We start from the raw sequence: 24,421 nt of genomic DNA on the forward strand, positions 1-24,421 counted from the left end.
CTATTCGTGGCGCAGCGCCTCGATGGGGTTGAGTTGCGCCGCACGGCGGGCCGGAAAATAGCCGAAAACCATGCCGATGGCGGCAGAAAATGCGAAGGCAAGCGCGATGATCGTCGGGCTCGGCACGAAGGGCACGTTGAGGTAGGTCACGACACCGTAGGCGAGCGCCACGCCGGTGAGAATGCCGGTCGCACCGCCGAACACGGACAGCATTACCGCCTCCACCAGAAACTGGGTCAGCACCTGCCGCTCGACGGCGCCGATCGCCAGCCGGATGCCGATCTCCCGCGTTCGTTCCGTCACCGAAACAAGCATGATGTTCATGATGCCGATGCCGCCGACCAGAAGGCTGACGGCGGCGACCGCGCCGAGGAGGCCGGTGAGAAGCACGGTCGTTCCCGTCATGGCCGAGGCGATCTGGGTCATGTCGTTGACGGAAAAATCGTCGTCGCGGCCAATGGCGATGCGGCGACGTTCGCGCAGCAGGTTCTGGACATCCGTCTGCACCTTGGCGGTGGATATGCCCTCCTGTGCGGACAGCGTGATGGAACTGATGGTCGTGGTGCCGCCGATTCGTCTTTGGTGCAGTTTCAGCGGCATGATCACGGTGTCATCCTGATCGTCGCCCATACCGGACTGGCCCTTGGCGCTGAGGACGCCGACCACCGGACAGGCGATGTTGCTGACGCGGATCGTCTGACCGACGGGATTGGCGGCGCCGAACAGTTCCTTGCGGAGTGTTTCACCGATTATGCAGGCTGCCTGGCTGCCACGGTCCTCTGTCGGCTCGAAATTGCGGCCAAGCGCCATATCCCAGTCCTGTGCCACCAGATAATCATTGGTGGTGCCGATGACGCTGGAGGAATGGTTCTGGCCGCCGGCGATCACGGTGGCTGTGCCGCGATTGACCGGGGCGACGGCGCGCAAGCCGCTGATCTGTGAACGCATCGCCTCCACGTCGGCATCGGTAAATCGTTTCGCCTCCGAACTGGCGCGTCCCGGTCCCCACTGACCCGGCCGTACGAACAATGTGTTGGTGCCGAGCCGTGACAGCTCCTGTTTCACCTGCGCAGTGGTGCCGTTGCCGATCGTGACCATGGCGATGACGGCAGCAACGCCGATGACGACACCGAGTACGGTGAGGAAAGAGCGCAAGAGGTTGCGGCTGATGGCACGCCAGGCGAGCTTTGCCGTTTCAAAGAACATGGTTCGCCTCGCTTGCCTGTTGCTCGTCGGCGACGAGATGACCATCAGTGAAGCGCAGCAGGCGCTTGGCGTAGGCGGCGATATCCTCCTCGTGGGTGACCATGATGACGGTGATTCCCTGATCGCGGTTGAGGCCGGTGATCAGGTCCATGATCTCCCCGCTGGTGCGGGTGTCGAGATTGCCGGTCGGTTCATCCGCCAGCAGCACTGCCGGGCTGGTGACTATGGCGCGAGCGATGGCCACGCGCTGCTGCTGGCCGCCTGACAGTTCCTGCGTCGTGTGGCCTTCGCGGCCTTTCAGGCCCACCTGTTCGAGCGCCTGCATGGCAAGCTGGCGCCGGTGTTTTGCATCCATGCCGCGATAGACCAGCGGCAGTTCGACATTTTCTACCGCAGACGTGCGGGCAAGAAGGTTAAAACCCTGGAAAACGAAGCCGAGCATGTGGCGGCGCAGCAGCGTCAATTGTTCGCGCCCGAAGCCGGACGTGGAAATGCCCTGAAACAGATAGTCGCCGGCTGAGGGCGTATCGAGACAGCCGAGAATGTTCATCGCTGTCGATTTGCCCGAACCGGAAGGGCCCATAATGGCCACGAACTCACCGGTGCGGATGGACAGGTCGATATGGTCGAGCGCGCGGATTGTCGCTTCCCCGCGACCGTAAAATTTCGAGACCTTTCGGAATTCTATGAGCGGGGCATCTGTCATGGCGGCTCAGCCGTTGCGGGCGGTTGCGTCGGTGATGACGAGATCGCCTTGCTTGAGTTCGCCGGATTTCACCTCGGTAAATCGGCCATCGGTTGCCCCGGTCGTCACGCGGGCACGCTGAGGGGCACCGTCGCGCAGAACCCACACGGTGCGGGTACCGTCACGTTGCGCTGCCTCGCCACCTTGCCCGGGATTGCCGCGAGGGCGGCGTGGCGGGCTGAACAGGCGCGTCAGCGGATTGCCGCCACGCGCGCCCTGCTGCATCGGCGGCGAATAACGCAGCGCGGCATTGGGCACGAGCAAAGTGTCTTGCAACGCTTCGACGGTAATATCGGCCGTCGCCGTCATGCCCGGACGCAGAAGCATATCGGCATTGTCGACGGTCAGAATAGCCTTGTACGTCACGACATTGTTGACTGTTTCGGAGGCGAAACGCACCGCCTCGATCCGTGCCGGAAACTTTCGGTTGGGATAGGCATCGACAGAAAACGTGGCGTCCAGCCCCTCGCGGACCTGGCCGACATCGGCCTCATCCACCGAGACCTGCAACTCCATGCGCTTGAGATCGCCGGCAATGGTGAACAGGACGGGGGCATTGAGCGAGGAGGCGACGGTGGCACCGGGATCGACATCGCGGGTAAGCACGGTCCCGTCGATCGGTGAGAGGATTTTCAGCTTGGACAGGTTGATTTCGGCAAGCCGCAGATTGGCCTGTGCCGACAGCACCGTGGCTTCGTTGACCGACCTGGTGGCCTCGGCCGATTCGTATGCATAACGCGCCGCGTCGAGATCCTGTTGGCTGGAGATGCGGTTGTTAACGAGACCGGTCAGGCGATCGAGCGATACTTTTGCAGACGCGAGCTCGGCATCAGCCTTCAGCACATTGGCTTTTGCGGAGGCGAGCTGGGCGCGTGCGCTCTGCACGTCGGCTTCCTGCTTGTTGGTGTCGAGTTCGAGCAGCACGTCGCCGGCTTTCACCGCGCTGTTATAGGTGACGTTGACCTTGCGCACGGTGCCCGACAATTCGCTCGAAACATCGACCTGATCGGTCGGCTGCACCGAACCGGTGGCTGTCACCATCACGGAGAGGTTGCCGTTTTTGAGCGTTTCTGTGCTGTAATCAAAGCGCGGACCAGTGCCCGCATAATAGCTGTAGCCAGCATAACCGCCGCCAAGAAGAATCACCAGTGCCAGCGGCCAGACGAGCCGGCGCGAACGCTTTTTCCCGCTGCCGGATTGCGCGAGAATGGCGGCGAGGTCTGGCGCGCCTGCGGTTCTTCCGGCCGGATCCGGCTTGTTGGAAATGTTCACCACGATCCTCCCTGTCGGCTTCTGCTCGCGATTGAACCCATTCGCGTGACATGCTGCGTGCACTTTCAGCTTTTGCATGACATGGGGCAGGGGCGAAACCTAGTGAATTCTAGGTAAGTTTTGCGGGATCGGACGTGGATACGCCACATGATGCATCCTTCCGCCGGCTGCTGCGTTGTCATCGCGCAAATGCAAAGGAGATCGTCATGATCAACGCCAGAGACATTCGTGAGCATGCAGAAATCATCGGCGCGGACGGTGCTCACGTGGGCACGGTCGATCGCGTGGAAGGCAATCGAATCAAGCTGACCAAGAAAGATAGCGGTGAGGGCAGCCATGAAGGCCATCATCACTTCGTCTCATTGGGCCTCGTGGCCGAAGTTGAGGGTGGAATTGTGCGACTTTCCGCCAATGCGGATGCCGCCGTGCTGTTCGAAGAAGAAGAAAACGGCAAGTCCGTTCATTAAAGTGCGGGAAAGATGAAATTTTTGCAGAAAACCCGGGTTGACCACCGGGGTTCGCCTGCATATGTTCCGCCCACTTTCGGGGCGCGGATTGACGCGCCCTTGGGAGAGCGTAGCTCAGCCGGTAGAGCAACTGACTTTTAATCAGTAGGTCCAGGGTTCGAACCCCTGCGCTCTCACCACAATTTCAACCACTTAGCGGGTCCATCCCCTTGGTCGGTTTGCAGAAATTGATGGTGGTTTGCAAAAATCGTTCTACGAACGTTCTAGCGATACAACCAAAACAAGAGAAAGCCCGCATGATGCGGGCTTCTTTTATTTCTGGGTCTTTGCAGCTTCAAAGGATTCGAGTTTAGCGATGGCTTGCTCCGCCAACGTCGTCTTGCCGCCGAGGTAGTGAGTATCGAGAATCGATTCTACGTCCTTGAGGCTGTGACCGGTGATAGACGCGATCTGTGCTGTCGAGCACCCGGCAATCGCCAGCCTTGTAACCGCGGTCCCTCGCAGGTCGTGGAATGTGAGGTCCGCACAGCCAGCCTTGTTTTTTGCTTTCGACCAGCTGGTGTTGAACCCGTCCTTCGTCCAAGGACGCTTGTGTTTCATGCTGGTGAGGATAACCGGCGAGATGTGAGGCATACCATCCAGCAGCGTCTTCAGCGGTCCGCCGATCGGTATTTTCACACGTGCGCCAGTCTTGCTTTGCTTCACCTTAATCGAGGAGCCGTCGTAATCGCTCCACGGAGCCGTCAGGAGGTCTCCCTTGCGCTGGCCGGTCCATAGAGCCATCACTACCGCTGCTTTGATCTCAGCGGACGCTATGGCAAAAAGCGCCTCAAGCCTGTCGTCAGTCCAGATGTTCTCTGTCCGATCGGCGCTATATAGCCTGCCGCCGCGTTCCGCGAGGTTGATCGTGATACGGCCGCGGTCCTTTGCGCACGAGAGGACGCGTGCGAGCACCGACCAGGCCAGATCTGCGGTGCGTGGCCGGTCGGCCATCGTGTCTCGCCATTCCTTGAACTTGCCGCGAGCGCGCTTGTCCTGCAGCATTGGCAACGTCATGTCGCCAAACTCGTCGCGGATCTGGTCCAGGTAGCGATTGTATTCCTTCTGCGTCTTTGGCGCTGTCTTGGTGAAGTCGGCTGACGCCTTGTACTCGGTGATCAGCTTGTTCATGTTTTCGCCGGGCTCCACGAAGCGATCTTTCGTCGCTTCAACGAAAGCACGCATGAGAAGCGGATCACCCGGCTGCAGAGGCCGACCAGCCTTGTCCTTGAGGAGTGGGCCGCCACGCCAAGCATAGCAGTAGGTGATGATCTTACCGCTTGCGAGGCGCTTTTTTACCGTCGCCAGTCCCTTGAGCTTTTCTCGCGTCACGTTCGCGCTCCCATTTGTCGAACTCATCTTCGACGTTGTCGTTCGCAGCCACAAGGCCGCTTATCTCGTCCAGCTTCGCGTCGATCGCTCTTCTGTCCCATTTGCGCGTGCCGGGCACAGCCGGCGGCATTTTGTGGGTGGCCACCCAAAGAGAGAACGTAGACTCGCCGATCCCCAGATAGGCAGCGGCTTCGCGGCGGCCCACGAGGCGAGGGGAGTTGTCGTTGGCGGCGGTCACGGCCCCAGCTCCCTCGTCTGCGGGGATGGGGCTTCCGAATTGCTATAATGCCAGTCTCGAAACTTCTGTGAAGCTGGCTTAGACTGCCGATTGCGGTATCTTGCTACGGCTATGGAAAGATGATGGGCAACGAGCGAATGAGTGAGAAAGAATGCTGGTTTTGCAAGAATACTATTCCCGAAAGTGACAAAGGTGCTGTGCACATGCATGTCAGAAATCTCTGGTCTGCTGGAAGGCGTCAGCCTTCTCAGGAGTTTTTTGCACACGCCGAATGCGCGAGCGAACACCTGAGCGTTGGCTACAAGTTCGATCCCGCCGATCTGCTCAGCTCGTAGTAGGCAGTGAGCGACGCTCGTTTGCGGGGATGGGCCCGCCTTGAAGCGCCCGTAGCCGCTGCAATCGGGGCAGTTACTTTCGCAATCCTCGATCTCTTCCGTCGTTTTGGCTGAAATGTAGCGGTCCCAATCCTTGATCAGGTTGCCGGTCCCTGAGCATCGGTCGCATGGAATGTCGCCATCCGCGCAACCAATCAAGTCCACATGGTTTTCGGGCGCGGGTATTGAAGCAACATCGAGAGACTCTATTTCTCGTGAGCCATGTACTGTGTTCCGCCGAAGGCCTGCGCCTGGGCTGACCGGTGCGGGCCCTCCTTTCAATTCGCCATTTCGAGCCGCTTCATGACTACTAATGCCGACTGGGTGCGTTACAGCGCTGTTGAGGAAACCGCGAGCGGATGGAGCGTTATCGAAAACGCCACCGGATTGGCCTTCCTTATCGAGGGTGTGCCGATGGTCTTGCTGCGGAAAGACGTCGCTTTCGCTCTGGCGCGAACGCTCAACGAAATCGCGACCAAAGGAATAACTGTCCATTGATGCTTCCTGCGGCAGCGATTTCCCGCTCTGAGTGCTGCCGAGCTTATTAACATCTGCTGATATGTAGTGATCGGAAGGGCGATCCGTTAAAGACGCGCCGTCGCAAGCGCTTTTGGCATCTGCGTCCTCGGAAGGTCGGCGCACCCCTATTGCTGGCCTTCCATCCACCTGATGCTCGGGTGGAACCATAACTCCCTGAGAGCCTTGTAGAGCGGGCTCGTACCTGCTCATCGAGTCTAGAGGCTGGTCGCTGCCCCCGCGATCAGCCTTTGATGCGGCCATAGGTGTCTGGGGTGCGGGTGTCATCCAGTCAGCTTTTTGGCACAATCCAGCAAATTCGTCGCGATCTTGAAAGCCCACGCAATTGCCAACGGCTAAGCTCGGGTCTCCTCCTGGCTTTGCAATCGGGAGGTCGGACGCATGTTCCCCGAATTTCGAGATAGGGGTGGCAAACGTCTGGGCTGTCGCCTCGACTTTGGAAATAGAGGCGGCAGCCAGATCACTATCAGCTGAAGCAGGAGCGGCCGAAGCCGCCCCCTTGATATCCGCGCGCATCAGGCTGCCCGCCGGCGCTGCTGATGGCCGTTGTCGTTTGCCGCACGCGGTGCGACTGTGCCGCTGGCAACGCGCAGCGCGCAGGCAATCACCCGGTGGCGGCTACCACGACGGCGTGGCGCCTCATGCCATTTGGCGACCTGTGCAAGCACGGCCGGCGTGTTGGTGTCAGGGGAAAGGTTGGCGATGACCTGCAGGGTGTCTTCCTGCGTGGTCGGAGTGAAGTCGTTGTGGAACTGCTGGGCAAGCTTCTTCGCTTCATGCTGTCTCATGATGGTCTCCTTCTGGTGGTGGTTGGTCGGTGGTGGTTAGATTTTCGCGAGTTCCATCGCGAGGTCCCATTCGGCCAGCTGGAAGCCGATCGCAAACGCGAGAGCGACCACGACGAGGGCGAACGTGATCGCTTGCGAAATGTCGCGGTGAGTTTCAAGCTGGATTTTCTGGATTGGGGTGATGTGGATGTGACCGCGCTTCATGCTGCGGTCCTCCAGTGGGTGGGCTCGTAGTAGACGTACGTCGAGCCGTCGGGGACGAACCACAAATTTCCATTGCGCTTGAGCTTCTGCTCGTTGCGAGCGCCAGCTGCGTCGTCGATTTTCGTGTCGACAACCAGCCCAACCGGCGGAAGTGCCTCGGTGAGTTTCTTCCACATCAGACGGAGTTCCGCTGGTTTGCGCGGGCCTTGTCACGGCGCTTGCCGGACGGGCGACCATGGCGCTTAGCCCTGTGGTCAGGCCGGGCCATAGGCTCGGCAGAAGATGCAGCATTGCGGGAAGGGTAGTAGTCACCTGCCTCGTCATACAGTTCGACGAGGCAAGGTCTTCTGCTTGAAAGTGGCATGAGAGCCGTCTCCTCTGGTGGTGTACACCGCATTGGTGGTGCGGTGAGAGGAGAATGCTTTAATCCAAACGTGGAGTCAATATCCAAATTGGATCAATTTAGTATTTTCCTGATAGAACGATTGGATGGACGCTTACGACGTCCTCGCGAGCGAATCGTATTTCGCCTTCTGGATTATATTGACGCAGGACCAAGTCGGAACCCGCCCAGCCCACGAACTCCTTCACATAACCGAGCGGAGGAAGATCCTCTGAGGCTGGCCTTATCTGCACGATGACGTCGTCGCCTCGACGAGATGGCTTGGTGGGATGAACGTACACGGTTTCGCCAGCCTTGTAGCGAGGCCACATCGACTCGCCGTCAATGTAGACTGCGTAGGCGTTCGGCACGTTTTGCAGTGAGGGTGGGCAGGCGACATAATCGAGAACGTGGCCATTGAAGCTATACTCGCCGCCTTCTCCGCCGACGGCCTCGCCCAATACGGGAAGCATCATTTCCAAGCGATTCGTGGGAATGTGCCCCATAATTCGAGCGTCAGGAGCGCCCGCGCCTGTGGACGTACCGTTGGTTGGAACCCTGCTAGGCACTGCGAAGAATTTTCCGGCAGCGCTCTCCCCACTCGCTTCCTTCATCAGCTGTCGCATCTCGTCTTCAGCAATGCCTAGGAGGGCAGCCAGTTCACGCCATTTGCGCGGCGACGATGTGTTTCCGCGGAAGATCTCGGAGATGGCTTGAGGAGTCATTTCCAGCCTGTCTGCGATCTCCACCTGGCTAATATTTAATTCTTTAGCTCGGGCGACGAGCAGGTCAGACAGCTGGGACACGTTTTTTTATCTCCGTTTTTCAACGTCTTACCATTTTGGATATAAAAAAGCAAATCAAGCAATTGACTCCAAATCCAAATTGGATATTGATTGCGCTGTCACCAGATGGCGGGGGCCTGACGGAGACGAAACAACATGGCGGAAAACACACAATCCTGCACAAGAAGAAGAGCGAAGCTCCACGGTACTGACAGAAGTGGCTTAACGCGGGAGCGTGGGCCACCAAGAAGAAGCCAACCGGGCATCCCGACCCAAGCGGGATAAGACCCTAAGACGCGGCCAAACAAATTTAGGAGGTTCATTTGATACAGGAAAATAGCGGCAGAAGAATAGTTGAAAAACAGGGGGGTCGGAGAAGAGCCGACCCGCAGGCCAAGCCACCTTAAAAGCAAGCCCGCATGACGCGGGCTTTTCCTTTTTTTGAGGGCACCAGTTTGGCAATGCAACCCTGCAGTCCGTCACTCCAAGCTCACCAGATAGTAGTAGTCGCTCTCACGCTCTTCGATCGTGTAGGTGATGCCGACGGTGGCGTTTGCATTCGTTAGAACGGAAGCTGAGCATGTCGTCAGCTTGCCTGATTGGGAAACTGTCGAAATGTTAGTGACGTCTTTGACGCCAACCTTCAGAAGATTCAGCGGAATGTCTGGGAAGATTGCCTTGACCTGCGCGACACTCAACGACGAGTCGCACGTAGGTGTCGCAAGCCCCAGATATGGCCTCGTGAAGCCTGCGGATGCAAATATCGAGAAAACGACCGAAGCCACCCACGCCAGCATTGTGTATTGCTTCATGCGGAGCCGGCGATTTCGAATGAAGATATACAGCGGAGCGAGAAGTAGAGCTCCGAAGAATGGTGTCGCTTCTTTGCGCCGTCCACTTGCCCGCACGGCTTTCTCGTCAAGCGCCGCCAACACTCCGTTTGCCGCTGCGTATGCGAGGAAGATAGCCGGAGTTGTCACTCCGCCATATGATTGCGTAAGTACCGCCTCGATCGCCCAGCCGATTGCCGGTACCGTAGCGAGTGTCCAAATCCAGAAACTGTTGATCTCTGATATCGGCAGAGGCGGTGGCGAGCCATCATCTCGCAAGTCATCGACCTCGGCGAACCTGCGCCAGGTGCTGCCGAGAGATCCGGTCCACACCAGCGTGTCGCTGTTGATGGCGCCGCTTTTGAATTTCGAGATTAATTCGTCGCGAGAGACCGGGCCGAAACGCCCGCCATTGTCGCTGTAATGCCAGTCAGTCATCGATGCCCCTCAGATCCCATGAGGAGAATAGCACGATGGATGAGTTCTGGAAGTTGCATGGGCGAAACGCTGACAAGAAAGAATGCTTACAGACAGCAAGTCGACCCTAAGGCCGACACCACTCGCTTAGCGACTTGCGTCTGAAGTTCGTACTAGACCGAGGAGGAGACCTGCTTCGTGGGCGTGGCTTTACTCAAGGTCGTTCCATATCGACACCACATCGACAAAAGGCTTGGAACATATTTTGGCAAATTTGTCAACAATCGGATCACACGCGCTCGGCGAGCACGATGACATGCACCGCGGTAAGATCGCTGACAGTGACTGGATCGCCGGCATAGCGGCTAAGGCGCGCCGTTTCGCCAAGCTCTTCGAGGCGGCCAATCCATGCCAGTCCACCACGGCTGTGAGCAATCACGTCGTTGCCAGGCTTCGGCCAGACGGTAGGGTCAAGCCACACCTTGCAGCCGACCTTGAAGACCGGCTCCATCAGCTTAGTGTCAACGATCACTGCGTAGCGGCCATCGGGAACCGCCTTGCGCGTCGAATCAAATTTGAACTTGCCGTCCTTTCGGTCGGAAACACGACCGTAGGTGCTTGCTTTCGCAAAGGCGGTGAGGGGAGCGATCTTCCCGTCAACCGCGGCATGGCGTGCCTCCTCCACGAACTCGGCAAGTTTTTCCTCGGAGATGTTGAGGAAGGAAGCCAGCTTTGGGCGGGGAAGGCGAGGCAGGCTGTAGCGCTTCCACGTGCTGAAAGTCTGCTGCTGCTCGCCCAGTTCGCCGGCCGTTTCTCGGTCGGTCAGATTGCGCTCTCTTTGCTTATCGATAAGCATCTGCGCGAAGCGGGATTTCTTCTCAGGCATTCGGTTCACCTTGACAAATTTGTAAAATAATTATAGGGTGCAAACGTAAATTTCAAGTATCCGCAAGCCGACCAAGCTTCGGTGCTTCTTCATCACAAGAGGAGAGACATGACAAAAATCACCAGCGATCAGCTGGCGAAAATGCACGACCGTCGCCTGAGAGGCGAAAGCTGTGTCGATATCGCCAGATCCTTCGGTCTTAACGAGATGACCGTCTACCAGCGTCTTCGCCGCGAGTTCGGCCTTGATGTCTACAAATTCCCTCCGCCTGTTGCTGCCAACGACAACGTGCCAGGCCGAGTTCGTAAAATGACTGCACACAACGGCGGATGCTCGACACTGAGCGGCAAGATGCCGGTCACTCTGGTTCGTATCCCGACCCTTGACGGTCCGGCGCCGACGCAGGTGGCAGCATGAGCCAGTGCGATTGCGAGACTTTTGACGCCGGTGACTGGGTCGAATGCCAGCTTGATACCGACCTTTTTGGTATCGTCGTCGGTGATGCTGATTTCGGTCGCATCGTGAGCGTACAGCTCGCCGGCTCCCTCGAAATCCGTCCATTCTTCGCCGTCACACTGCGCCACGTCGCTCCCAAGGAGCCGCCGGCTGTCGAGAACGACGACACCAACGTCATCCACGTGGACTTCACCAAGCCGCGTGCGCTGGATGCCAACACCACCACAGAAGGAGCTGCGTAACATGGGGAAGTTTGAAAAAGGTCAGTACGTCCGCAGAACCAAGGGCAGTTCGCTGCACACTGCTGCTGGGATCCATGAGGCCGGTTTTGTCGGTCAGGTTTCTGCAGTCGAGATTTCGACCTGCGGCGCAGAGCTGCTCTTCACGAACGGCCAGCGCGGCATCGCCGACAAGTATGAGCCGTGGGTGCCAAAGGTCGGTGATCGGGTGACCACCAATATGACCACACGCGTCAATATCGAGCGGCATTGGAACCATCATTTCCGACGTTCCGAAGGCGATATCATCAATGGTGCACTTGTTGTGACCAGTGTTTCGGAAAAAAACACCGGCAGCAATATCGGCCTTAGCAACAAGGAAGGCCGCAGCTTCTTCTTCATGCCCGAATCGACACTGCGACCTGCCGATCCGGCTCCCGCCGCCCTCACCATCGAAGCCGGCAAGTTCTACAAGACGCGCGATGGCCGGAAGGTCGGGCCGATTGTGAAGGCGCAATGGGGCTACGGACCAGATTGGCTGTGGTCGGTTGAGCATCCGTTCGTCGCCTCCTGCGGCAAGGCGTGGCGCGCAGATGGCACCTTCTCGACAGTAGCTGGCCGCTCGGATGAGGCTGACCTCGTTGCCGAATGGGTCGACGAGCCGGCCAGCAATGACAACGGCGGCATCGCCAGTCTGATTGGCAAGTCCGTCACGGTTCAGATCACGAAGCCGAAGTTCGAAGTCGGCGATCGCGTGAATAAAACGGACTGGCAGAGTTACAGCCCGAAGGGATATCTCGTGACACAAATCACGTCGGACAGGCTTTGGCTGGATCCCGGCAATGGGATGGCGCCGGTCAGCTACAAACTGCCGGATGAGGAATTCTGGTTAGTTACAACGAAGCCTGCCACCACCCCCGCCATCGTCGCCCTCATCGAAAACGGCCAGCCTAAGCCGTCGTCCACCCCGCACGTCCATGCCGACGAAGCCAAGGCTGGCAAGGAAGCGGCCCGTCTTGCCGGTGTCTACAAGGGCAAGGAGTTCGGCGTCTTCGTCCTGACCTCGAGTGCCCAGCAGGCCGCGCCGGTCTACAAGCACGAATGGCAGCGCCTGGCTGCCAATGGCAACAAGATCGGCGCCATCAAGGAACTGCGGGCCGCCAACGACCTGACGCTCAAGGGCGCCAAGGATGCCGTCGAGCACTGGCTCGCAACGGCCGCCTAACCACTCCACCACCATCACCACAGCACGGCCGTGCGGCTAACCACCGCACGGCGAGAGGAGACCTATGTCCAGACATCGCTCGACGACCAATCCCTACGCGACCAGCCTGACCCGAACCGGCAAGCTGGATATGACCAACCGCAAGCCGTACCGTACGGCTGCCCAGCAGGCCGACGCCCGCTCGACGGCTGTGAAGGTGAACGGCACTTTCGTGTCGAACGCACCGGTCAGCTACCACCGCTCGCCGAAAAAGCAGGTGGCCGCATGAGCAACGTTTTCAGCAAGCTCGCCGCGCGCGAATACGTCAACGACACCAAGCTCGGTCTGCCATCGACCGACCGCGCGCACTTCGACCGCCGCAAGCACCTGATGTCCGTCCTTGCCGGTGGCAAAGGCTGGCGCGTCCCGTCCAAGGAACCGGCTCGTCGCGCTGATGGCACCACGCGAGGCGAACGCAAGCGCGCGCTGCGCGAGCGCACTTTCGCTCATCTCCGGGTGGCAGCATGACCAAGTCACCTTGGGGCGGTCCGCCCGTCACCGGCACGCCGCTCGATTACGTGCCGATCAGCGCGCCGCTCGGGGCCGGCATCGACATCCCTGACCGACCTTCGCGTCTCGTAGGCTACTACCTCGTCTTCGGCGCCCTGATCATCGGCGTCCTGCTCGGTGCGGTGCTGGTCTGATGGGATCGCCGTTTAGCTGGATGCCCACCATCATGATTGTCGGCATCTTCGTGCTGTCGATCTGGCTTTTCGGAGGCTGAAATGGCGGCACTCGCAATCATCGGAGGAGGCGTCATCGCCTTCTTCCTGGCCTTGGGCGTGGCCACCTACTTCGCCCCGAAATCTACCACCACCACAAAGAGGAGACAGAAATAATGGGTCGCATTTTTGCAGGCATCCTTGGCTTTTTCGTATTCATCGCCGCGTCGAGCGTTGTGTTCGGCAGCTGGTACACGATCGACGAGGGCGAACGCGGTGTCCTAACCCGCAACGGCGCAGTCGTAGGAACGGCCACACCTGGCCTCGGATTCAAGATGCCGATCATGGACGGTGTCGAGAAGATCACTGTGCGAACGGAGATCATCCAATTCGACAAGCTCGGCGCCTACAGCCGTGACCAGCAGTCGGCCGAGATGCGGGTGTCGGTGAACTACCGAATCCTGCCGGACGCCGTGAAGGACGTTTACTCGAACTACGGCTCTGCTGACGGTATCGCTGCCCGCCTTATCCAGCCGCGCATCTTCGAAACCCTGAAGACAGTATTTGGCCAATTCACCGCTGTGTCTGCCATTCAGGAGCGCGAGAAACTGAACACAATGGTGCGTGACGCCATCGCCAAGTCCGTCGGCGGCCCGATTGTCATCGAAGGTGTCCAGATCGAAAACATCGATTTCTCCGATGCCTACGAGGCCAGCATCGAGCAGCGCATGCTTGCCGAGGTCGAGGTGCAGAAGCTCCGCCAGAACGCCGAGCGCGAGAAAGTGCAGGGCGAAATCACGGTGACGCAGGCCAACGCAAAGGCCGACGCTGTTCGAGCTGCTGCATCAGCTGAGGCTGAAGCCATCCGGATCCGAGGTGAAGCTGAAGCATCCGCCATCAAGTCTCGCGGCGCGGCCCTCCGTGACAATCCCGGCCTTGTCGACCTGACGGCAGTCGAAAAGTGGAAGGGCGACCTGCCATCCACGATGGTACCGGGCTCCGCTCTGCCGTTCGTCGGCATCAAGTAACCACCACTGCGGCTGGCCACCACCAGCCGCAACCATTCCCACCACAGAGGAGAAACCATGGCTATTTCCCTTGGTAGCTTGAACAGCACCAGAAACAATAAGCCTCCGATCGGCGTCATCTATGGCGTCCACGGCGTCGGCAAGACCGCATTGGCGGCCGAGTTTCCCGATCCGTACTACCTCCCCACCATGGGCGAGGAGCCGCCGGACGACATCGATATGCCGTCGCCGGGCACCGCTGAGAGCCTTGAAGACATCCTCGATGTCATTGGCTGGCTTCTCACCGAGGAGCACGACCGAAAGACCTTCATCCTCGACAGCGTTGATGGCGCCGAGAGCCTGGTCTGGAAAGCGACTTGCGCGCGCCTTGGCCTCAACAGCATCGAGGATGCGGGTTTCGGTAAGGGTTATGTCGAGGCGGACACCGAGTGGCGCGAGCTTCTCGCCGGTCTGCAGGCGCTGCGAGACGCAGGCATCGCCGTCGTGCTCATTGCTCACACTGAGATCACGCGGTTCGACAGCCCGACCAGCGATCCGTTCTCGCGCTACGGCATCAAACTCCACAAGCGCGCTTCGGCGCTCGTGCAGGAATGCGCCCAGTTCGTCGGCTTCATCAACTACCGCCATACGCTGAAAGAGAAGGAGGTCGGCTTCAACAAGAAGGTCTCGCACGCCGAAGGCAGTGGCGAGCGTCAGATCCACCTCGAGGAGCGTCCCGGCTTTCTCGCCAAGTCGCGGTACGGCACGCCGGCAGCCATCACTTTCAAGAAGGGCAAGGGCTGGGAGGAGCTGGCCAAATACATGCCTGAGCCGCTCGGGAAGGCCGCCTGATGTTCAGCGGTGGCAACTGGTTCGCCTGGTTCCCGGTACTTGTCCGCACATCTCGCGGCAAGCGTTGGGCCTGGCTTGAGAACGTCTGGCGCGAACGCGTCGTCAGCCAACACGGCAGCGGTCCATACCGCTACTACGCCTAACCACACAGAGGAGATATTGCGATGGCAATTTTCAAGTCGGATTCGCTCGACGGCATCCTGAACACCTTCAACAAAACGATCACGCGCCTCGATGCCTTCTCGGCTAAGCGCCAGCAGGATGCCGACGCAGCGGCCACCCTCATCAAGCAGAAGCAGGACGAACAGAAGGCAGCTCTCGACGACGTCACCAAGTCGGCCGCCGTTCGCTCGAAGATCAGTGACCTGATCGCCGCCTAACCACCGCCTACCAGACACCACACAAGGAGACCACGCATGGCCAAGATTGGCGTAAGAGTTGAAGCCACCGAAGAGAACACGCAGCAGCGCGATTTCTCGAACCTTCCAAACGGCGACTATCAGCTGGAAATCAGCGCCTCCGAGATCAAGGAGAAGAACGAGAACACCCGCGACCACAGCATCAACCTCAGCGTGACGATTGACGTCCTCGCGCCGGAGGAGCTCAAAGGCCGCAAGATTTTCTCGAACTACAACCTGCAGCATCCGAATTCGCAGGTGCAGGAAATCGGACAGCGTCAGTTTGCCTGCCTCCTTCGCTCGCTCGGCATGCAGGACGCGCCGGAGGATTCCGACGAGTTGCACTTCATCTCGTTCTTCGCCCGTATCGGCATGGGTAAGGACAGCAAGGAAAAGAACGCCGACGGCTCGCCGAAGTACGCCGCGCGCAACGAGTTGAAGAAATACTTCTATCCGGATGAAGGCAACTTGCCGGAGCCGAAGGTGGACGCCGGTCCCGTCGCGGCAAACGACAATCGTCGCGCGCCTGCCGCATCCAACGACAATCGTCAGCCGCCGCAGGCCGACGCCAAGCCGGCCGCCCGTCGTCCTTGGGGCAACAAGTAACCACCGAATAGCGGGTCGCGACCAACGGCCCGCTACCGACACAGATGACCCGCCGCGCGGCTCACCACCGTGCGGCAATCACCACATCCAGAGGAGACCACCATGCAGCTGAAAACCAGCCGCACCGAGCTCGCGCGCGTCGTTGGCGCCGTTGGCAAGGTCATCGAATCCAGAACAACCATCCCAATCTTGTCCAATATCCTGCTAGAAGCCGAGGGCGACCGCCTTCGCCTTACCGGCACGGATCTCGACATCCAAGCGACGGCCAGCGCTGAGGCTACCATCGCCGAACCTGGCCGTGTCACGGTCAGCGCCAAGTTGCTCGGCGATATCGTCCGTAAGGCCGGCGCTGATGACATTTCGCTCGATCTGAAGGATGGTCGTCTGACCGTCAAGTCGGGACGATCGCGCTTTACGCTCGAAACTTTGCCGGCATCGGACTATCCGGATCTCGCGGTCGGCACGTACTCTGCCGAATTCGAGATCGACCTCGCTGCGCTGTTCGCACCTGTGTCGTTCGCGATCTCGACAGAGGAGACCCGCTATTACCTGAACGGTGCGTTCTTCCACAGTGAGGAGGGCGCGCGCTCAGTAGCCGTGGCAACTGACGGGCATCGCCTCGCGCGCAACCGCGGCCCCGAACTGCCCGCTTTCGCCGGGATCATTGTTCCTCGAAAAACAGTCGGCTTGCTGCCGAAGGGTTCGGCTAAGGTATCGGTCTCAGACACGAAGATCCGCATCGAATCGGCAGGATTCTTGATGGTCTCGAAACTGATCGACGGCACGTTCCCCGACTATCGCCGCGTCATCCCTCAGAACAACGACAAGACCATCGTGGTGGATCGTGATGAAATGATGCGGGCATCTGACCGCGTCGTCACTGTCAGCAGCGAGCGTGGCCGAGCTGTAAAGCTTAGCGTTGCGCCAGGTTCGATCGCTCTTGCCGCACGCTCTGACGCAGGCGCCGCAGAGGACGAGGTAGCAGCTGAATATAGCGGCGAGCCTTTCGTCATCGGCTTCAACAGCCAGTACGTTCGTGACCTGTTCAATGTGCTGCCCGCCGGACCAGTCACAATCAACGCTGCCGACGGCGGCTCACCTGCGATCATCACCGGTGGGCTTGATGGCTGGGACGGCGTCTTGATGCCCATGCGCGTCTGATGGCAACCATCGAGCAGGAAGGCGGGCTGTGGCGGCCCGCCAACGCAACTGAAGGCCATAATTTCGAGAATAACTGGTGTCGTCACTGCGCGAATCGCGATGGCGCTGGGGATTGGGAAGATGAGTTTGGCAGTCACGTCGATGGCTCATGTCCGATCGCCGAAGCGATGTTCTGGTCGCCCCAGTTTCAGCCGGACGAACTCGTGATTCGACATGGCCAGCCTTGGTGCTTGGCATTTCGGCAGGATCCGAAGGTGCCAGCGCGGTGCCTTTTCACGGAGGAGATGCCGTTTGGCCCCACTACCCAAATCTGAATCCAGCACAGTTCGCGCCATATACGCCGCCTATGAGGCTGCCGCGAGCTCGTGGGACAGCCTCGGCATTTCGGTTGGCGAGGCAAACGCACCTTGCGATCGACAGCTTTGGTATGCGTTTCGCTGGGCATCGCCGCTGGAAAAGCACCACGGCCGCCAGCTGCGCCTTTTCGCCACTGGTAACATCGAGGAAGACAGGCTCGTGGCCGACCTCGAAGCGATCGGCGTGGACGTCTATGGCCAGCAGGATCGGATTCGTCTGGTTGGAAGCCATGTCCGTGGCAAGTGCGACGGCAAGGCCATGGGGATAGTCGAAGCGCCGAAGACCGAGCACTTGCTGGAGTTCAAGTCGAGCAACACGAAGGGCATGAAGCTAATCGTAAAGGAAGGCTGCGAGAAAGCGAAACCGCTCCACTACGGCCAGTGTCAGCTGGGTATGCACGCTTTCGGCCTGTCACGATGCCTGTATCTCGTCAGCTGCAAGGATGACGATACGCTCTATGCCGAGCGCCTAGTCTACGATCCAGAGTTTTGCATGCGGCTGCTGGCACGCCTTGAGCGGATCATCAACGCGCCTGAGCCGCCGTCACGCATCAGCGAAGACCCAGAGTGGTTCGAATGCTTGTTTTGCAAGCACAAGCCAGTCTGCAAGCAGTCGGCGTGGCCACGCGTGACCTGCCGATCATGTATCCACTCGACGCCTGAGATGGGCGGCGATGGCCACTGGTCATGCGCTCGGTGGGCAAAGCCGATCTCGTTCGATGAACAAAAAGAGGGATGCCCTACGCACCTCACCATTCCAGCCTTAGTGCCGGGAGAGCAGATCGACGTCGACGAAGAGGCCGAGACCATCACCTATCGCCTTACCAACGGCGATCTTTGGACTGACGGCGCCACCAACGCCGCAGCCTGACACCACCACAGAGGAGACCACCATGACCCCGGCGAACGATAACCGCCCTACACCAAAAAGGCCGGCCGGCTTCGACGCCGCGCTCGAATCCTACCTGCCTTCGCTCCGGAAGCAGGCAAACTATATGGCCGGCACACGTGAGGACGGCGAAGTCCTCCTGCATGAGACCGTCCTGCGGATGCTCCGCTGCGCCGATAACTGCCGCGTGGAGACGTTCAAAACCTGGGCGCAGTACAAGCTGCTCAACACCCACAGTGGCATGAGGGCGGCAGCCCGCAGCCAGTGCCGGTTCGCGCCGACGACGTCACTTACTCCTGCCAACGATAACGACCCGGACGAATTCGCTCGCACGATCTCCCAGATGCGGACGGCTGCGACGCAGGAAGCGGATGCTGACTTTGCGGATGCGCTCCGGGTTCTCGGCACCATCAAGGACGGTGACTTGCTTCTCCGTCGCGCGATGGGTTTTGAGCTCAAGGTCATCGGCGACGAGCTCGGCGTGAGCAAGGAGCGCGTCCGCCAGCGTGAAGAGGCCGCAAGAACGGCGTTCTGCGCAGCGATGCAGCGGAGTGTCGCCTGATGGGTCTTCGATACTATCAGGAAGATGCTGTTGCAGCACTGTTCGATTATTGGGGCGAGGAGGCGGGCAATCCGTTGATCGATCTCGCGACCGGCACCGGCAAATCCATGGTCATGGCCACGGTTATCCGCCAGCTTGTCGAAGGCTGGCCGGACATGCGCATCATGGTCGTGACGCACGTAGCGGAATTGATCGAACAGAACTTCCTCGAACTGCTCAGCGTCTGGAATCAGGCGCCGGCAGGTATCTTCTCGGCCGGCCTCAATCGCCGTGATGCTCGCAGCCAGATCATCTTCGCCGGCATTCAGACCGTCTGGAACAAGGCCGACCTGATCTGTGGCGCGCGCGTCGTCAATGGTGAGAAGGTTTATGACCGACCTATCGACGTCGTTCTTGTCGATGAGTGCCATCTGATTCCGAAAAACAGCGACACTCAATACGGCCAATTCTTCCGCGTCGTGCGCGAGGTGAATCCGGATCTCAAGATAGTCGGGCTTACCGCGACGCCGTTTCGCCTAGATAGCGGTCGCCTCGATGAGGGCGAGGACCGGATGTTCGACCGCGTGGTCTACACCTATGGTATCGCCGACGGGGTACGCGACGGCTATCTCGCCCCGCTGTCGTCGAAGCACACCGCCACGGAACTGAGCATGAAGGGCGTGGGCCGTCTGGGCGCGGACTATAAGCAGTCGGCCATGCAGGCGGCCGTGGATAAGCCGGACGTCACGCAGGCGGCCGTTGACGAGATCGTAGCGAAGGGCGCGGACAAACGTTCCTGGCTTTGCTTCTGCTCTGGCGTCGAGCATGCTGAGCACGTTCGCGACGAGATCCGGTCACGCGGAATCAGTTGCGAAATGATCACCGGCGACACGCCCAAGGAAGAGCGCCGGCGCATCATCGAAGACTTCAAGGCCTTCCGGATCCGCGCGTTGACGAACAATTCGGTTTTGACGACCGGCTTCAATCACAAGGGCGTCGATCTCATCGCGGCTTTGCGGCCGACGCTGTCCGCATCCCTTTACCTGCAGATGATGGGGCGAGGGACGCGCGTGCTCTATGCGCCGGGTATGTCGCTGGAAACGCCGGACGAGCGCCGCGCTGCAATTGCCGCTGGTCCGAAGCCATCCTGCTTGGTGCTCGACTTCGCCGGTCTCGTAGACAAGCACGGACCAGTGGACATGGTGCAGCCGAAGGAGCCGGGCAGCGGTGATGGCGAAGCGCCGATGAAGATTTGCCCGGTCGATCGTCAGGACAAGAACGACAACTATGGGTGCGGTGAGAAGCTGCATGCATCGGCGCGGGTCTGCTCATGCTGCGATTATGAGTTCGACATCGACGATAGCCCAAAGATCGCCGGCACAGCTGCCGACGTTCCGATCATGACGATGGCTGAGCCGGAATCGCGCAACGTCACCAGTCGCACGTTCCGATTCCATGAAGGGAAGGGCGATAAGCCACCGTCAGTGAAGGTTACCTTCATGTCTGGCATGACGGCCATCAATGAGTGGCTATGCCCCCAGCATTCCGGTTTTGCAAAGACGAAGGCGGATCGTTTCTGGCTGGCGCACGGTGGCAACCGGCCTTTCCCACGCGAAGTGATGGAGTGGCTAGAAAGGCAGAGCGAGCTGAAGGAAACAGTGGAGATCACCGTCCAGCCGCGCGGAAAATACTGGGATGTGGTCGGGCATGTCGTCGGAGATTATGCAGCGGCAAACGACAACGATGAGCCGCCGGCTAACGATAATCGGCCGGCTTGGACGGACGAATTGGAGGACGGGATTCCGTTTTGAGAGGTTACCAGCGACTAACTCTTCGTTTTTATCCCTTTCTCAAGCTTGTGCTCCAGGCCTCGCATGATCGATGTGCTCATGGCTGAAAAAGCTCCCACGGGAGAAAGCTCACGCTTTTTCAGATTCCGGTAAATCGCTTTGCGCGTAGCCATGGGTATCGTCTTGTCGGCTAGTTGTTGGAAAATGAGTAGTATTTTTTCAGCGTGCTCTGTCCTCATCTCTATTAAATCCGGTCTGTTAAGACCGATAATTTCGATCGTGGACAAGCCTGGAATGGAGCCGCAATGCCCCGCGACAGGCCCAGCAAAGACAATGTGGTCATCGGGGTCGGTGATGTAGGGATCAATTATTTGGGCGGCGGTAGGATCATCGTTCGATTTGTTTTGATTACATAATTCGCACGCCAGCGTCAGGTTGTCCCATTTGAAAGTCTTCTTAGGATCTAGTGACTTCGGATAGATATGCTCGACATCACCATGATGCACATGTTTGAGTTTAGCTTCGCAATAGGCGCACTTGCCATTTGTCTCAAGGGTTAGGACGCGCTTTATGTCGACGTGTCGATATTTGCTCTTGAGACCATCGTTTGCGTTCTTACCTGCAGCAAGGAGATCTGCCAGCCAGGCAGCGCCATTCGTTACAAGCACAGTTGGCTCGGTTAACTTAGAGAGCTTTATCATCTGTTTGCAGCCATTCTCGCGAGCGTTTCTGCGAAGTAATCATCCAGCCCAAGCTGTGTCAGTTGCGAGCGCATTTGCTCAATATTGCCCTCAGTCAAGTTGTTGATATCGAACGCCTTTGATACCTTATAGAGCTCCTCTTCTGCCCAGATCGGCATCGTTACCGGCACTCCAAGTACCTCGCGCAAGACGTCGCCTGCAGAACCAGACTTCGAATCTTTGGTCAACGCTACGGAATAAACCGATCCGCCTGAGGGTAAAATGTTGTTCGCGCTCTTATATCTCAAGGCGTATATCGACGAATCGCGAACAGACGAAACGACAAAAGGACTGTGGGTGGCGACGATGAATTGCCCACTTGGAAACGCTTGCAGCAGATTTCCCATAAGTGTGCGTTGCATAGAAGGGTGTAGGTGATTTTCTGGCTCGTCGATTAAGCAAACAAAATTCGTTCTTTTCCGTGAATATAAGAAAACCTGCCAGGCCAAGTCCAATATGGAGTGAAGTCCGCCCGATGCACCGTCTATAGGGAAGTCACCTGTGTCAGTAACAATGACTACATCAGGAACTCTAATGCTAAGTGTCCTGAAACCTAGGCTCTGAGGAAGAAGCTTGCCCAGAACATCCTTGAACGCTTCGTAGTCGGCCTCGATCTGAACGTTACGAGGAATGTTGGGGTTTCCTACCCCAAATGTCGCCATTGATATCAGCGCCTCTTTCATCCGAAAGGCCGGCGAGGAGGCCGTGTAACTATTCGCGATCTTGTGCTTTATCTCCTCATCGTAGAGCGTGTACGCCTGCTCTGCAGACATAGGATTGCTCCTTATGACATCCACGGCTTGGTATGTTGGGATAAACCTGTGAGACGCGATGTACAGGCCGTCCAGAACTTGCGACCCTCGAGTATGATGCAAGTTATATGCCCCAGAGTCAGTGCCCAGAGCGTGTAATCCTGATTTTGTGCCGTCTGAGAACGTCACCATCCCAATGCGGTTTTGCTCGTCCATAGCGCGCTGGCCTTGCCTTTTGTCGCGATCGTTCGCGACGTATCGCACGGTACCATCGTCGTCGATGTGCGGCGTCGCCACCAGCAATTGATTGAAGCCAAACATCATGCCCAAGGTCTTCAGGATGGTGCTTTTACCCGAACCATTTGCGCCGGCGATTACGGTGAGGCGAGGATGGAAATCAATGTTGATGGAGGCGTATTGCCGCCAATTCTCAATCTCAAGGTTATTAAAAATCACTTTTACACTCCGCGTTTAGAAGATGCTTATACCACGAGGAGATGCGTAGCTAGATCAAGTATTTGACGGATTGCTCGCTACGTCGCGACCGAAACCAGATAACACGAGTATCGACTTTGAAATGCGCAATAAGTTGACAAATTTGTAAAAATAAGCATGATGCAATAACCATGCGCCGACCAAGCGCGACACCACGCCACAAGAGGAGACGATGATGAAGGATGCCCATAGCCTTCAGTACCTGAAAGAATGCTTGAGATACAATCCAGAGACAGGCGCGCTCCACTGGCGAGAAGATCGTCCCAAACATCACTTCGACTTATCAAGAACACGCAATCGGTGGATTGGGCGTTTTGGTGGAAAGCAGATCACCTGCGTCGCGGAAAGCGGCTACATCGTGTTCAACTTGCGTGGCGTTGTCTACCTCGCTCATCGCGTAATCTTTGCGATGGAGAACAACATCGAGATGGCAGAACTGCCTGAGCAGATCGACCACAAAGACACGGTTCGCACCAACAACCGCCGAAGCAATTTGCGAGCGGCAGACGTTGTTAAAAACGCGCATAACATGTCCGTTCGTCGTGATAGCGCCTCCGGATACAAGGGCGTCACATGGGGCAAGCAGCGTCAAAAATGGCGAGCCACGATCCAGATCGATGGAAAACAGAAGCATCTCGGATTCTATGAGGATCCGGCAGAAGCTCATGCCGCCTACATCAAGGCAGCAAATGAGAATTTCGGTCAGTTCGCGAGGGCAGCATGATTAGTGAGTTCAATCCCGCTGAAATCGCTGGTGCCGGCCACAACCAAGATCCATTCGAGGCCCTCAAGCGGGAACTCGACGATCTCTACGATGAGGCGAAAAACTTTTGTGACGGCGAGCCGATCGGATCGGAAGATATGGCGGAGGCCATTACCGAGTTGCACGACCGCATCCACGAATGCGGCACGCGTGCTGAGGCTCTCCGCGTTGCAGAGAAGAAGCCTCTGGACGAAAAGGTAGCGGCGATCCAGGCGAAATTCCATCCGCTGATCGGCAACACCAAGACAGGTAAGGGCAAGGTCGTGCTCGGCAAGGATGCTTGCCAATCCCTCCTCACGCCGTGGCGCAAGAGGGTTGCCGACGACAAGGCGGCAGAGGCTGCTGCGAAGGCCGCCGAGGCGGCCGCTGCCACAAAGGCCGCTGAAGAGGCGATACGATCTTCGTCCGGCAATCTCGGCGCCCGTGAATATGCCGAAGAACTGTTGGCCGACGCGAAAAAGATGGAGCGCGGCGCCAAGCGTGCGGACAAGGCGGCAACCACTGGGACCGGCCTTCGTACTGTGTGGAACGTGAACATCTCAGACGAGACGAAGGCGCTCGACTGGGCGTTTGAACACGCGCCGGGCGAGTTCATGGCGATGGCGCTTTCGCTGGCCGAGGAACAGGTTCGCAAGGGTGTGCGCTCGATCGAGGGGTTCTCGATCGTCGAAGACAAGGTAGCTCGTTAGTGCGTGGGTGGTGGCGCGAGGTCGAACTCGTCCTTGAGCGGACGCGCCACCTCTTCGACCTGTCGAAGTAGTGAGATGCTGTTCTGATGATGGCCGATCGCAATGCCCCATCCGCCGCTACGCAGCGCACAAACGGTTAGCTCCGGGCAATCCCAGTCGGCTGCATAGCGGTCGACGATCATGCGCTGCAATTCTTCGGCGGTTCTCGTTGGCTTTTGCATCGTGGCCTCCCGACCCAGCAATACGACACCACCCAACGCTCAACCAACGCGCTGGTTTC

At 58.4% G+C, this 24,421-nt stretch carries 34 protein-coding genes and 1 tRNA gene; 19 read left to right on the forward strand and 16 right to left on the reverse strand.

The window, feature by feature from the left end; translation table 11 throughout:
• From EDF70_RS05805 to EDF70_RS05815, 3 genes are read right to left on the reverse strand one after another with little or no spacing between them, the layout of a single operon-like run.
• Entirely contained in the window at positions 1-1,206 is a 1,206-nt protein-coding gene (locus EDF70_RS05805; protein WP_132272344.1) for an ABC transporter permease, read from the reverse strand.
• Positions 1,196-1,912: an ABC transporter ATP-binding protein gene (locus EDF70_RS05810; RefSeq protein ID WP_132272345.1), complete on the reverse strand. Its 717-nt coding sequence runs from the start codon at positions 1,910-1,912 to the stop codon at positions 1,196-1,198. The genes EDF70_RS05805 and EDF70_RS05810 overlap by 11 nt, the downstream gene beginning before the upstream one ends.
• Positions 1,913-1,918: 6 nt before the next feature.
• The gene (locus EDF70_RS05815) at positions 1,919-3,217 is read right to left on the reverse strand and encodes an efflux RND transporter periplasmic adaptor subunit (protein WP_245519078.1); all 1,299 of its coding nucleotides are present in this window, start codon (positions 3,215-3,217) and stop codon (positions 1,919-1,921) included.
• A 212-nt stretch (positions 3,218-3,429) separates the two neighbouring features.
• On the opposite strand from EDF70_RS05815, the gene EDF70_RS05820 reads away from it, so the two are divergent.
• Positions 3,430-3,690, forward strand: coding sequence for a DUF2171 domain-containing protein (locus EDF70_RS05820; RefSeq protein WP_132272347.1), 261 nt, complete (start codon positions 3,430-3,432; stop codon positions 3,688-3,690).
• A gap of 103 nt (positions 3,691-3,793) precedes the next feature.
• Positions 3,794-3,869, forward strand: a tRNA-Lys gene (locus tag EDF70_RS05825).
• A 133-nt stretch (positions 3,870-4,002) separates the two neighbouring features.
• Here EDF70_RS05825 and EDF70_RS05830 read toward each other — a convergent pair.
• The 10 genes from EDF70_RS05830 to EDF70_RS05870 all read right to left on the reverse strand — a co-directional run bounded on the left by EDF70_RS05830 (position 4,003) and on the right by EDF70_RS05870 (position 10,502).
• The gene (locus EDF70_RS05830) at positions 4,003-5,061 is read right to left on the reverse strand and encodes a tyrosine-type recombinase/integrase (protein WP_245519047.1); all 1,059 of its coding nucleotides are present in this window, start codon (positions 5,059-5,061) and stop codon (positions 4,003-4,005) included.
• Positions 5,003-5,299 carry a hypothetical protein gene (locus tag EDF70_RS05835; protein ID WP_132272349.1) on the reverse strand — a complete coding sequence of 99 codons (297 nt, stop codon included), beginning with the start codon at positions 5,297-5,299 and terminating at the stop codon, positions 5,003-5,005. Before EDF70_RS05835 ends, EDF70_RS05830 begins: the two co-directional genes overlap by 59 nt.
• Complete coding sequence (locus EDF70_RS05840; RefSeq protein WP_132272350.1) at positions 5,296-6,726, reverse strand: hypothetical protein; 1,431 nt, start codon at positions 6,724-6,726, stop codon at positions 5,296-5,298. The genes EDF70_RS05835 and EDF70_RS05840 overlap by 4 nt, the downstream gene beginning before the upstream one ends.
• Positions 6,726-6,998, reverse strand: a complete 273-nt coding sequence (locus EDF70_RS05845; RefSeq protein ID WP_132272351.1) for a hypothetical protein — start codon at positions 6,996-6,998, stop codon at positions 6,726-6,728. Before EDF70_RS05845 ends, EDF70_RS05840 begins: the two co-directional genes overlap by 1 nt.
• A gap of 36 nt (positions 6,999-7,034) precedes the next feature.
• Positions 7,035-7,202, reverse strand: a complete 168-nt coding sequence (locus EDF70_RS29910; RefSeq protein WP_165931939.1) for a hypothetical protein — start codon at positions 7,200-7,202, stop codon at positions 7,035-7,037.
• On the reverse strand, positions 7,199-7,378 hold the full coding sequence (locus tag EDF70_RS05850) for a hypothetical protein (protein WP_132272352.1): 180 nt from the start codon (positions 7,376-7,378) through the stop codon (positions 7,199-7,201). The genes EDF70_RS29910 and EDF70_RS05850 overlap by 4 nt, the downstream gene beginning before the upstream one ends.
• Positions 7,378-7,566: a hypothetical protein gene (locus tag EDF70_RS05855; protein WP_132272353.1), complete on the reverse strand. Its 189-nt coding sequence runs from the start codon at positions 7,564-7,566 to the stop codon at positions 7,378-7,380. The genes EDF70_RS05850 and EDF70_RS05855 overlap by 1 nt, the downstream gene beginning before the upstream one ends.
• A gap of 98 nt (positions 7,567-7,664) precedes the next feature.
• Positions 7,665-8,390 carry a helix-turn-helix domain-containing protein gene (locus EDF70_RS05860; protein ID WP_207908221.1) on the reverse strand — a complete coding sequence of 242 codons (726 nt, stop codon included), beginning with the start codon at positions 8,388-8,390 and terminating at the stop codon, positions 7,665-7,667.
• A 458-nt stretch (positions 8,391-8,848) separates the two neighbouring features.
• The gene (locus tag EDF70_RS05865; protein WP_132272354.1) at positions 8,849-9,637 is read right to left on the reverse strand and encodes a DUF4339 domain-containing protein; all 789 of its coding nucleotides are present in this window, start codon (positions 9,635-9,637) and stop codon (positions 8,849-8,851) included.
• Between the two features lie 268 nt (positions 9,638-9,905).
• Entirely contained in the window at positions 9,906-10,502 is a 597-nt protein-coding gene (locus tag EDF70_RS05870; RefSeq protein ID WP_132272355.1) for a S24 family peptidase, read from the reverse strand.
• Positions 10,503-10,610: 108 nt separating this feature from the next.
• Between EDF70_RS05870 and EDF70_RS05875 the strand changes: the two genes are divergently transcribed.
• From EDF70_RS05875 to EDF70_RS05945, 15 genes are all read left to right on the forward strand, one after another.
• The gene (locus EDF70_RS05875; protein ID WP_132272356.1) at positions 10,611-10,919 is read left to right on the forward strand and encodes a hypothetical protein; all 309 of its coding nucleotides are present in this window, start codon (positions 10,611-10,613) and stop codon (positions 10,917-10,919) included.
• On the forward strand, positions 10,916-11,200 hold the full coding sequence (locus EDF70_RS05880; protein WP_132272357.1) for a hypothetical protein: 285 nt from the start codon (positions 10,916-10,918) through the stop codon (positions 11,198-11,200). Before EDF70_RS05875 ends, EDF70_RS05880 begins: the two co-directional genes overlap by 4 nt.
• Before the next feature lies 1 nt (position 11,201).
• Complete coding sequence (locus EDF70_RS05885) at positions 11,202-12,401, forward strand: hypothetical protein (protein ID WP_132272358.1); 1,200 nt, start codon at positions 11,202-11,204, stop codon at positions 12,399-12,401.
• A gap of 64 nt (positions 12,402-12,465) precedes the next feature.
• Complete coding sequence (locus tag EDF70_RS05890; RefSeq protein ID WP_132272359.1) at positions 12,466-12,669, forward strand: hypothetical protein; 204 nt, start codon at positions 12,466-12,468, stop codon at positions 12,667-12,669.
• Positions 12,666-12,908: a hypothetical protein gene (locus EDF70_RS05895; RefSeq protein WP_132272360.1), complete on the forward strand. Its 243-nt coding sequence runs from the start codon at positions 12,666-12,668 to the stop codon at positions 12,906-12,908. The genes EDF70_RS05890 and EDF70_RS05895 overlap by 4 nt, the downstream gene beginning before the upstream one ends.
• Positions 12,905-13,084 (forward strand): hypothetical protein, encoded by a 180-nt coding sequence (locus EDF70_RS05900; RefSeq protein WP_132272361.1) that lies wholly within the window; start codon positions 12,905-12,907, stop codon positions 13,082-13,084. The genes EDF70_RS05895 and EDF70_RS05900 overlap by 4 nt, the downstream gene beginning before the upstream one ends.
• A gap of 194 nt (positions 13,085-13,278) precedes the next feature.
• Positions 13,279-14,130, forward strand: coding sequence for a prohibitin family protein (locus tag EDF70_RS05905; RefSeq protein WP_132272362.1), 852 nt, complete (start codon positions 13,279-13,281; stop codon positions 14,128-14,130).
• Positions 14,131-14,187: 57 nt separating this feature from the next.
• On the forward strand, positions 14,188-14,961 hold the full coding sequence (locus tag EDF70_RS05910) for an ATP-binding protein (RefSeq protein WP_132272363.1): 774 nt from the start codon (positions 14,188-14,190) through the stop codon (positions 14,959-14,961).
• Positions 14,962-15,125: 164 nt separating this feature from the next.
• Positions 15,126-15,341 carry a hypothetical protein gene (locus tag EDF70_RS05915; protein ID WP_132272364.1) on the forward strand — a complete coding sequence of 72 codons (216 nt, stop codon included), beginning with the start codon at positions 15,126-15,128 and terminating at the stop codon, positions 15,339-15,341.
• A 36-nt stretch (positions 15,342-15,377) separates the two neighbouring features.
• Positions 15,378-15,965 (forward strand): DUF669 domain-containing protein, encoded by a 588-nt coding sequence (locus tag EDF70_RS05920; protein ID WP_132272365.1) that lies wholly within the window; start codon positions 15,378-15,380, stop codon positions 15,963-15,965.
• A gap of 102 nt (positions 15,966-16,067) precedes the next feature.
• Positions 16,068-17,126: a DNA polymerase III subunit beta gene (dnaN, locus tag EDF70_RS05925; RefSeq protein ID WP_132272366.1), complete on the forward strand. Its 1,059-nt coding sequence runs from the start codon at positions 16,068-16,070 to the stop codon at positions 17,124-17,126.
• Positions 17,126-17,440 (forward strand): hypothetical protein, encoded by a 315-nt coding sequence (locus tag EDF70_RS05930; protein WP_132272367.1) that lies wholly within the window; start codon positions 17,126-17,128, stop codon positions 17,438-17,440. The genes dnaN and EDF70_RS05930 overlap by 1 nt, the downstream gene beginning before the upstream one ends.
• Positions 17,418-18,353, forward strand: coding sequence for an oxidoreductase (locus EDF70_RS05935; RefSeq protein WP_132272368.1), 936 nt, complete (start codon positions 17,418-17,420; stop codon positions 18,351-18,353). Before EDF70_RS05930 ends, EDF70_RS05935 begins: the two co-directional genes overlap by 23 nt.
• Positions 18,354-18,375: 22 nt before the next feature.
• Positions 18,376-18,933, forward strand: a complete 558-nt coding sequence (locus EDF70_RS05940) for a sigma-70 family RNA polymerase sigma factor (RefSeq protein ID WP_132272369.1) — start codon at positions 18,376-18,378, stop codon at positions 18,931-18,933.
• Positions 18,933-20,723 carry a DEAD/DEAH box helicase gene (locus tag EDF70_RS05945; protein ID WP_245519048.1) on the forward strand — a complete coding sequence of 597 codons (1,791 nt, stop codon included), beginning with the start codon at positions 18,933-18,935 and terminating at the stop codon, positions 20,721-20,723. Before EDF70_RS05940 ends, EDF70_RS05945 begins: the two co-directional genes overlap by 1 nt.
• 14 nt (positions 20,724-20,737) lie before the next feature.
• Here EDF70_RS05945 and EDF70_RS05950 read toward each other — a convergent pair whose 3' ends face one another.
• Both EDF70_RS05950 and EDF70_RS05955 read right to left on the reverse strand, forming a co-directional pair.
• Entirely contained in the window at positions 20,738-21,403 is a 666-nt protein-coding gene (locus tag EDF70_RS05950) for an HNH endonuclease (protein WP_132272371.1), read from the reverse strand.
• The gene (locus EDF70_RS05955) at positions 21,400-22,650 is read right to left on the reverse strand and encodes an AAA family ATPase (protein ID WP_132272372.1); all 1,251 of its coding nucleotides are present in this window, start codon (positions 22,648-22,650) and stop codon (positions 21,400-21,402) included. Before EDF70_RS05955 ends, EDF70_RS05950 begins: the two co-directional genes overlap by 4 nt.
• A gap of 214 nt (positions 22,651-22,864) precedes the next feature.
• Between EDF70_RS05955 and EDF70_RS05960 the strand changes: the two genes are divergently transcribed.
• Positions 22,865-23,413, forward strand: coding sequence for an HNH endonuclease (locus tag EDF70_RS05960; RefSeq protein ID WP_165931940.1), 549 nt, complete (start codon positions 22,865-22,867; stop codon positions 23,411-23,413).
• Positions 23,410-24,141: a hypothetical protein gene (locus EDF70_RS05965; RefSeq protein ID WP_132272374.1), complete on the forward strand. Its 732-nt coding sequence runs from the start codon at positions 23,410-23,412 to the stop codon at positions 24,139-24,141. The genes EDF70_RS05960 and EDF70_RS05965 overlap by 4 nt, the downstream gene beginning before the upstream one ends.
• Here the strand turns inward: EDF70_RS05965 and EDF70_RS05970 are convergent.
• Complete coding sequence (locus EDF70_RS05970) at positions 24,138-24,362, reverse strand: hypothetical protein (protein WP_132272375.1); 225 nt, start codon at positions 24,360-24,362, stop codon at positions 24,138-24,140. The two genes, EDF70_RS05965 and EDF70_RS05970, sit on opposite strands and share 4 nt — an antisense overlap.
• Positions 24,363-24,421: the final 59 nt, after the last annotated feature.

Source organism: Neorhizobium sp. JUb45, assembly GCF_004343585.1.
Lineage (GTDB): Bacteria > Pseudomonadota > Alphaproteobacteria > Rhizobiales > Rhizobiaceae > Neorhizobium.